The 8905-nt window shown below is 67.4% G+C and carries 7 protein-coding genes; 4 read left to right on the top strand and 3 right to left on the bottom strand.

Annotated features, from left to right (window positions below; translation table 11 throughout):
- Nucleotides 1-1276 (top strand): carbohydrate porin (locus tag G3N94_RS26425; protein WP_205795484.1); only part of this gene is annotated, 1276 nt, incomplete at its 5' end.
- A gap of 113 nt (nt 1277-1389) precedes the next feature.
- Here the strand turns inward: G3N94_RS26425 and treA are convergent.
- Complete coding sequence (gene treA / locus G3N94_RS26420; protein ID WP_205795483.1) at nt 1390-3147, bottom strand: alpha,alpha-trehalase TreA; 1758 nt, start codon at nt 3145-3147, stop codon at nt 1390-1392.
- A gap of 334 nt (nt 3148-3481) precedes the next feature.
- On the opposite strand from treA, the gene G3N94_RS26415 reads away from it, so the two are divergent.
- Nucleotides 3482-4867 carry an MFS transporter gene (locus tag G3N94_RS26415; protein ID WP_205795482.1) on the top strand — a complete coding sequence of 462 codons (1386 nt, stop codon included), beginning with the start codon at nt 3482-3484 and terminating at the stop codon, nt 4865-4867.
- A 354-nt stretch (nt 4868-5221) separates the two neighbouring features.
- Nucleotides 5222-6433, top strand: a complete 1212-nt coding sequence (locus G3N94_RS26410; RefSeq protein WP_205795481.1) for a crosslink repair DNA glycosylase YcaQ family protein — start codon at nt 5222-5224, stop codon at nt 6431-6433.
- Nucleotides 6434-6481: 48 nt separating this feature from the next.
- Here the strand turns inward: G3N94_RS26410 and G3N94_RS26405 are convergent, their stop codons facing one another.
- Nucleotides 6482-7576 (bottom strand): alpha/beta fold hydrolase, encoded by a 1095-nt coding sequence (locus tag G3N94_RS26405; RefSeq protein WP_241022087.1) that lies wholly within the window; start codon nt 7574-7576, stop codon nt 6482-6484.
- A 70-nt stretch (nt 7577-7646) separates the two neighbouring features.
- The gene (locus G3N94_RS26400) at nt 7647-7802 is read right to left on the bottom strand and encodes a hypothetical protein (RefSeq protein WP_205795479.1); all 156 of its coding nucleotides are present in this window, start codon (nt 7800-7802) and stop codon (nt 7647-7649) included.
- A gap of 233 nt (nt 7803-8035) precedes the next feature.
- Between G3N94_RS26400 and atpG the strand changes: the two genes are divergently transcribed.
- Nucleotides 8036-8905 (top strand): ATP synthase F1 subunit gamma, encoded by an 870-nt coding sequence (gene atpG, locus G3N94_RS26395; RefSeq protein WP_205795478.1) that lies wholly within the window; start codon nt 8036-8038, stop codon nt 8903-8905.

Below are 8905 nucleotides of genomic sequence, written 5' to 3'. Positions count from 1 at the left end.
CCTGCTCGGCAACATGGGCGGCCTGCGCGACCTGCTCGGCGATCACGGCGTCACGCTGAACCTGCAGGAAACCAGCGAGTACCTGTACAACACGTCGGGCGGCACGAAGCGTGGCGGCGCATACCAGGGCCTCACGCAGTTCGGCTTCAACGTCGATACGGGCAAGGCGATCGGGCTGCCGGGCGGCACCTTCAACGTGTCCGCGCTGCAGATTCACGGCACCAACCTCACGCAGCGCAACCTGCAGACGCTGCAGACCGCGACCGGCATCGAGGCGAATTCGACCACGCGCCTGTGGGAGCTGTGGTATCAGCAGGCGCTGCTCGACGGCAAGGTCGACGTAAAGGTTGGCCAGCAGAGCCTCGACCAGGAATTCATGGTGAGCCAGTACGCGGCGTCGTTCATGAACGCGACGTTCGGCTGGCCCGTGCTGCCGTCGACCGACCTGCCCGCAGGCGGCCCTGCGTATCCGCTGTCGTCGCTCGGCGTGCGGCTGCGCGTGAAGCCGTCCGACGCGTGGACCGTGCTGGCCGGCGTATTCGACGGCAACCCGGCGGGCCGCATGAACGGCGACCCGCAGCAACTGAACGCGCACGGCACGAACTTCAACCTGCGCAGCGGCGCGCTCGTGATCGGCGAAGTCCAGTACGCGCTGAATGCACCGCCGGCCGACCCGAAGGCGCCGCAGCCGGCCGGCCTGCCGGGTACGTACAAGCTCGGCGTCTGGTACCAGTCGCAGCATTTCGACGACCTGCGCGACGGTACGGACGGCCTGTCGCTCGCGAATCCGGCGAGCAACGGGATGCCGGCGAGCCATCGCGGCAACTACGGTTTCTATGCGGTCGCGGACCAGATGGTGTGGCGCCCGGCGGCGGACAGCCCGCGTTCGGTCGGCGTGTTCGCGCGCGTGATGGGCGCGCCGGGCGATCGCAACCTGGTCGACCTCGCGATCAATGCGGGCGTCACGCTGAAGGCGCCGTTCGCGGGCCGCGACAACGACGTCGCGGGCCTCGCGGTCGGTTACGCGAAGATTGGTTCGCATGCGCGCGCGCTCGACGGCGACGTCGGCACGTACACGACACCCGGCTATCCGGTGCGCAGCTCGGAGACGGTGATCGAGGCGACCTATCAGTACCAGGTCACGCCGTGGTGGCAGTTGCAGGCCGACCTGCAGCACTTCTTCCGTCCGTCGGGTGGCATCCCGAACCCGAATGCGCCGGGCGCGCGCATCGGCGACGAAACGGTCGTCGGCGTGCGGACCGCGATCACGTTCTGATTTGCCGGATTGCCGGATTGCCGTTCGTGAGCTTGCCGCGGCGCGCGCGGTCGCGGGTGCGACGAGCATGAAGCTCCGCCCCGCCGCGCTTGCGGCGGCGGCATCCCCGTCCGTCATTCGCCGTATAACCCGAGCAGTTTCAGCGTGACGCCGTTGGTCCAGCCGAAACCGTCCTGCAGCGGATACTCGCCGCCGCCCCCACCACCCGCGCCGGCGCCCTCGACCACGTATTTCTCGACGAGCTTGCCCTCGGTCGCATACACGTGCTTCACGCTCGCCAGAAAGCGCGTGCCGATCGCCTTCGCGAGCGCGGGCTCGCCGTAGCGGCGCAGGCCATCGATCGCGATCCATTGCAGCGGCGCCCAGCCATTCGGAGCATCCCATTGCTGCCCTGTCGTCGCGGTCGTCGTCGCGAGTCCGCCCGGCTGCAGCAGCGTGCGGCGCACTTCGCGGGCGGTCGCCTTCGCGCGCTCCGGCCACGCGACGCCCGCGAACAGCGGAAACAGCGCGGCCGCCGTGACCGCGTCGCGCGGCTGGCCCCGCTGCCAGTCGTAATCGCCGTAGTAGCCGTGACGGTTCCACAGATAGCGGTTGATCGCCGCCGCGCGGCGCTGCGTGCGCGCGGTGAAGTCGGCCACGCATGCGGTGTCGCGCGCAATCGCGCAGCCGCGGCGGATCGTCGTCTCGAGATGGAACATCAGGCTGTTCAGGTCGACCGGCACGATCGACGTCGTGCGGATCGTCGCAAGCGTCCTGCCGTCGCCAAGCCAGCGCGAGCTGTAGTCCCAGCCGCTTTCGGCGCCCGCGCGCAGGTCGCGCCACACGTCGTTCGCGCTGCGGCCGGACGCTGCCTGCGCGGTCTGCATGTCCTCGAGATACGACTCGTCGCGCGGCGTGCCGCTCGCATCCCAGTAGCGGTTCAGGATCGCGCCGTCAGGCATCACGACCACATGGCGCGTCGCACCGCCGCGCGGCGTCGTGTTTTCGCCCTGCATCCAGTACGCGTATTCGCTGCGCAGCGCCGGCAGGTATTTCTGGTAGACCTTGTCACCTTCCGCCCGCACGGCGAGCGTGACCATGTACGCGAAGAACGGCGGCTGCGAGCGGCTCGCGTAATACGTGCGGTTGCCGTTCGGCACGTGGCCGACCGTGTCGATCAGGTTAGCGAAGTTGTCGAGCATGTTGCCGACGAGATCCTCGCGCCCCGATTCCTGCAGGCCGAGCATCGTGAAATACGTGTCCCAGTAGTAGCCTTCGCGGAACCGGCCACCCGGCACCACGTAAGGCTTCGGCAACGGGATCAGCGAACTGTACGGCGGCACCGTCGCGCTCGTGCGCGTGAGCTTCGGCCACAGCCAGTCGATATGCTCGCGCAGCGCCTGGTTCGGCGGCGGCGTCACGCCGTGGTCGACGGGCGGCGTGAAGTGCTGGTCGACGAACGTCTTCAGCACGAATCCCGGCTGCGATTTTCGTTGCTGATACAACTGGATGATCGTGGCCGGATCGGTGTCCGGCGTGGAGTCGACGAAGGTCTTCTGGTCCGGGTAGATTTGCGCGGTCTGCACCGCGACGAACAGGTCGCCGTAGAGCTGGCTCGGCGGCGGTAGCAACGCGCTTGCGGCGGGGGGTGCGGCGGGAGTTGCAACCGGAGTCGCGTCGGAATTCGCGGCCGGATTCGGAGCCGCAACTAGAGTCGCCGCGGACATGACGGCTGCGGCGGCTGCCTGGTTCCCGACCTGGCTCGCGTTGTCGGTTGGCGCCGCGCAGCCCGCGACGGCAACACACGTGACGGCGAGCGCGGCGGCCCAGTGGATGCGCCGCTCGGGCGGAGAAAGTGGCGATGCGGTCGATGCGGCACGACGTAACGTCATGACGTATCCCCTCCTTGCGATGGTGAGTGGATCGGCACGAGGTCTCCGGCGCGCAGCAGGCGCGATGCGCACGTGTCAATGGCCGTCGACCGATGCGCGTTGTCATGTTCCGCAGTGGCATCGACTGTCGCACGAAACGCGCGCATCAAGCAAGTTTCGCGTCGCGCGATTCGCACCATTTACCGCGCCCAGCGCGCGCCGCAAGACGACCAGTCGTTCTTTCTGCATCACGCGTTAAAAAGAACGACTGTTGCAACATGCGGAACAACCGTTGCCGCGCGTGACGCATCTTCAGCAAACGGTGCATAATGGCCGTTTTACGCGCGCCCCGCCCATGTCGCCCGTCTTTCTTGCACCGCTCATCGTTGCCTGTGCGTTGTTCATGGAAAGCGTCGACGGAAACGTCATCGTCACGGCCCTGCCCGCGATGGCGCGCGACTTCGGGCACAGTCCCGTCACGCTGAACATCGCGATCACCGCGTACGTCGTCGGGCTCGGCGTATTCATCCCGATCTGCGGCTGGCTCGCCGACCGCTTCAGCGCCCGCTCCGTATTCCGCACCGCGATCGGCATCTTCGTCGTCGGCTCGCTGCTGTGCGCCGCGTCCAATTCGCTCGAGCTGCTGACGTTCGCGCGCTTCGTGCAAGGTGTAGGCGGCGCGATGATGGTGCCGGTCGGCCGCATCATCATCTTCCGTGCCGTGCCGCGCGCGGATCTCGTGCGCGCGATGAACTACCTCGCGATTCCCGCGCTGTTCGGCCCGACCTTCGGGCCGCTCGTCGGCGGCTTCATCACGACGTACCTGCACTGGCGGATGATCTTCTTCATCAACGTGCCGATCGGCCTGTACGGCATCTATCTCGCGAGCAAGCACATCGCAAACACGCACGAGCCCGATCCGGGCCCGCTCGACTGGTTCGGCTTCCTGCTGTCCGCGAGCGGCGCCGCGCTTTTGCTGATGGGCCTCACGCTGATCGACGGCGCGCTGACCGCGCGCGCCAACGCGCTGACGATGTGCGTCGCGGGCGGCGCGCTGCTCGCGCTCTACGTGCCGTATGCGCGCCGCAAGGAGCGGCCGGTGCTCGACCTCAGCTTCCTGCGCATTCCGACCTATCACGCGAGCGTCGTAGGCGGCTCGCTGTTCCGCATCGGCCTCGGCGCGGTACCGTTCCTGCTGCCGCTCGCGCTGCAGGAAGGCCTCGGGATGAGCGCATTCCATTCCGGGCTGATCACCTGCGCGTCCGCGCTCGGCGGCGCGGTGAGCCGCTCGACGGCCACCCGTACGCTGCGCCGCTACGGCTTTCGCACGGTGCTGATCTACAACGCGGCATTCGCGGGCCTCGCGATCGCCGCGTACGGCGTGTTCCATCCGGGCATGGCGACGTGGGCGATCTGGCTGATCGTGCTGGTCGGCGGGATCTTTCCCGCGCTGCAGTTCACGAGCCTCAACTCGATGATCTACGCGGACATCTCGCCGCGCGACGCCGGCCGCGCAACGAGCCTCGGCAGCGTCGTCCAGCAGATGTCGCTCGGGCTCGGCGTGACCGTCGCGGGGCTCGTACTGCACCTGTCTCACTGGGCGCAGGGGCATCAGACGATGGTGTGGTCGGATTTCTGGCCCGCGTTCGTCGTGGTCGGGCTGTGCTCGTTCGCGTCGATTCCGATCACGCGCCGGCTGCCGCCGAATGCCGGCGACGAAGTCGCGCGCGGCCGGCGCTGACGGGTACGTTCGGGCGAACAAAAAAACGGAAAGAGAAAAAAATCAGCGGACATCCACACGGGGCCGGTGCTCAGCCGCGTGGATGTCCGCTCAGGGCTCCGGGTCTCTCGTTGGGGGTTGAGAATCCCGGATTCGCTTCCTGCGTGCCATGGACATATCGTGCGTCGGAAGCGGAATCGGCGCGCACGTTGCCGCGCGCTATGGAGTGCACTATAGGGAATCTTGAACAATGCGTCTGTCAACGATTGTCAGATGCGCCGCAATCCCACGTCGGGCACACGTCGAGCGCGCGCGCCGTAATCGCGCTAAAGTGGTGCCCGACCGACACCCGCTCCGACTGCTCCGACCGCTCCGATGTTCACGCTCTCGCCCGCCGCCGCCCGCGCGCTGCATCTCGCCGCGCAGGGCCTGCTGACCCCGCCCCGCCGCAAGGCGACCAAGGCCGACGTGCTCGACACGATCCGCCGCATCGCGCAGTTGCAGATCGATACGATTCACGTCGTCGCGCGCAGCCCGTATCTGGTGCTGTTCAGCCGCCTCGGCGCGTTCGCGCCGCAGTGGCTCGACGAACATCTCGCCGAAGCGCGCCTGTTCGAGTACTGGTCGCACGAAGCCTGCTTCCTGCCCGTCGAGCAATTCGGGCTGATGCGCTACAAGATGCTCGATCCGTCGGGGATGGGCTGGAAATACGCGGCTGACTGGCACGCGGACAACCGCGATGACATCGCGCAGTTGCTCGCGCACATCCGCACCGAAGGCCCCGTGCGCTCAGCGGATTTCGCCCGCGAAGACGGCGTGAAAGGCAACGGCTGGTGGGATCGGAAACCCGAGAAGCGCCATCTGGAGGTGCTGTTCACGACCGGTGACCTGATGGTGTCGGAGCGCCACAACTTCCAGCGCGTGTACGACGTGCGCGAACGCGTGCTGCCCGGCTGGGACGACGCGCGCGACCTGCCGCCGCGCGAAGCCGTGCTGCCGGCGCTGCTCGACTACACGTGCCGTGCGCTCGGGATCGTGCGCGCCGACTGGGTCGCCGATTACTACCGGCTGCCGCGCCGCTCGTACCGCGCGGAGCTCGACGCGCTCGCCAACGCGGGCGAGTTGATCCCGGTCGCCGTCGACGGCTGGAAGGAGCCGGCCTACGTGCACCGCTCGCTCGACGCGCTGCTGCCCGACGCGCAGGCCGACACGCTGCGCTCGACGGTCACGACCTTGCTGTCGCCGTTCGACCCGGTCGTGTGGGACCGGCGGCGCGCGTCCGCGCTGTTCGACTTCGACTACACGATCGAGTGCTATACGCCCGCGCACAAGCGGCGCTTCGGCTATTTCTGCCTGCCGGTGCTGCATCGCGGACGACTGATCGGCCGGATCGACGCGAAAGCGCATCGCGCGCTCGGCACGTTCGAACTGAAGGCCGTCCACGTCGAACCGGGCGTGCGGATCGGGTCGGGGCTCGCAAACGACGTCGCAAAGGCGGTGAAGAAACTCGCGGCGTGGCACGGCACGCCGGACGTGACGGTCACGCACGCGCCGCCGGCGCTCGAGGCTGCGCTGGCCGGCGCGTGAGCTTGCATTCGGCGCGGCCGCGCAGCGCCGACGATCGCCGTCCGCCGTCTACGCCTGCGCGGCGATCCACGCGGCGATCCCCGGCCACGCGTCCTTCAGCGTGCGCGACCCCATGAACAGGCCAATGTGGCCGCCGGGAACGAGCCGGCTCGTCACCTGCGAAGCGGGCGTGCCGACGAGGTCGCGCGCATTGAACACCTGCTCCGGCGTCGTGATGTCGTCCGCCTCGCCGGCGAGCAGGTAGACGGGACACGTGATGTCCTTCAGGTCGAGCGTGCGGCCGAGTGCGACGAACGTGCCCTTTGCCAGCCGGTTCTCCTTGAAGAGCTGCACGATCGCCTGCAGATACCAGCGGCCCGGCAGGTCGAGCGGGCTTTCGTACCAGCTCGCGAACACTTCGCGCTTGCGCAGGTAGTCGGGATCGTCGAGGTGCTCGTACAGGTCGACGTGCTCGGCGAGATAGTGCTGGTCCGGATGCATGTTCTTCCAGCCCCGCAACATGAAGCGGCCACACATTAGCCCGCCGCCCATTTCCACGAGTTCCTCGTAGAACGACGTCGGATACGTGTGCACCATCTGCCTGATCGGGCCATCGCCTGCGTCCGTGTCGATCGGCGACCCCGCGAGCACGAGGCTCGCGACCTTGTGCGGGAAGCGCGCTGCGTACATCGCCGACATCCAGCCGCCCTGGCACAGCCCGACGAGGTTGACCCTGCCGCCAAGCTCGTCGACGCACACGTTCAGCTCGGCCAGATACTGGTCGATCTCGAGATCCTTCATGTCGGCGGTTGCGGATCGCCAGTCGGTCAGGAACACGCGCGTCACGCCGTGCTCGCGCAGCGTCTCGATCAGGCTCTGGCCCGGCAGGTAATCGGCGATCATCGCGCTGTGGCCCGCGTATGGTGCATCGACGATCGTTGGCAGTCCTTGTTCATGGCGATGCGCTTTTCCCTGTCCTTGCCCTTGCACCGGCGCGGCCGAATAGTCGCGGAACGTCATCGTGCGCAGCTCGAGCAGCGGCCGGTTTTCGGAAGCGAGCGCGGGATGCAGCCCGAAGTGCAGCTTCTCCTCTTCCGCGAGGAAGTGGAGATTGCGCGCGGTCATTTCCGAGCCGATCTCGAACATCGTCGCGGCGGCCGCCATCGGCCAGAAGATCGGCAATGCGGGAGCCGGCTTCACGGCAGGTTTGGATTCGCGGGATTTCATGGGTCTCTCAGGTAGCGGGATGCAGGGTGAGAAAAGCCGCGCGGTCCGGCACGCGGCGCGTGTGCTGCGCGATCAACGCATCGTATTGCTGCTGACGGGATTCGGACATCGGGCAGGCCTCCGCAGTGTCGCGTGCACGGGCCATCAGGATGCGCGACAGCATGTGACGCTCGCATGACATCCGGCGCCCGCGTGACGATCTGCACGCAGTGGATTCTGGTGCGATACATCGGACGATTGTTTGATTCCGGTCAATCATTTCAGGTGAAGTCCCGATAGCATGGATTGCGCCATGACGGCATGACGTCGGCCGCCGCGGCACGGTTCCCGGGCGGCACGCGCGTCGCCCCGCAAACGCGCGCCGGCAACCTCCGGCGCCTTCTCGGCCTGGAAGTCATGCACATTCGTGAAATCCGCTCGAAAATCGCCAGCACGTCGTCCACGCGCAAGATCACGCGGGCGATGGAGATGATGGCGCGCACCAAGATGGCGAGCGCGCAGCGGCGCGCGCGCGATTTCCGGCCGTATGCGGCCAGCATCAAGTCGATGGTCGAACGTGTGCTCCGCGACCGGCCCGACCATGTGTCGGCGTTGATGGCGCGGCGCGAACCGGTGCGTCGTGTCGGCCTGATCGTCGTCAGCACCGATCGCGGGCTGTGCGGCCCGCTCAATGCGCGGCTCCTCGTCCAGTGCATCGACGCGCTCGAACGCTGGGATCAGGCCGGCATCGCATGCGAGTTGAGCGTGATCGGCGCGCGCGGCGTCGCGCCGTTGTCGCGCCACGGCGCGAACATCGCCGCGCGCTCGGGCAGCCTCGCCGGCGAGCCGCAATTCGACGCGCTGCTCGGTGCGCTGCTCGTCCCGCTGACCGCCTTCGTCAACGGCGAACTCGACGAAGTGCATGTCGCGTACAACCGCCTGACGAGCCCGCTGACCTACGATCCCCGGATCGACATGGTGCTGCCCGTCGCGGGGCTCGACGGCAACGCGGCGACCGACGGCGGCACATCGTCCGACTACCTGTACGAGCCCGGGCCGAAACCGGTGGTCGACACGCTGCTGCTGCGCTACGTCGAGGCGATGCTCTATCAGGCCGTCGTCGAGAATTATGCGTGCGAGCAATGCGCGAGGATGTTCAGCATGCAGACCGCGACGGAGAACGCCGATCGCATGCTGCATGGTCTGCGGCATCTGTACCAGAAAACCCGGCAGGCGCAAATCACCACCGAGCTGTGCGAAATCGTCGCGGGCGCCGCGGCCGTCTGA

The sequence above is a fragment of the Burkholderia sp. Ac-20353 genome, assembly GCF_017104785.1.
GTDB lineage: Bacteria > Pseudomonadota > Gammaproteobacteria > Burkholderiales > Burkholderiaceae > Burkholderia.
This window is presented reverse-complemented; position numbering and strand designations above follow the sequence as displayed.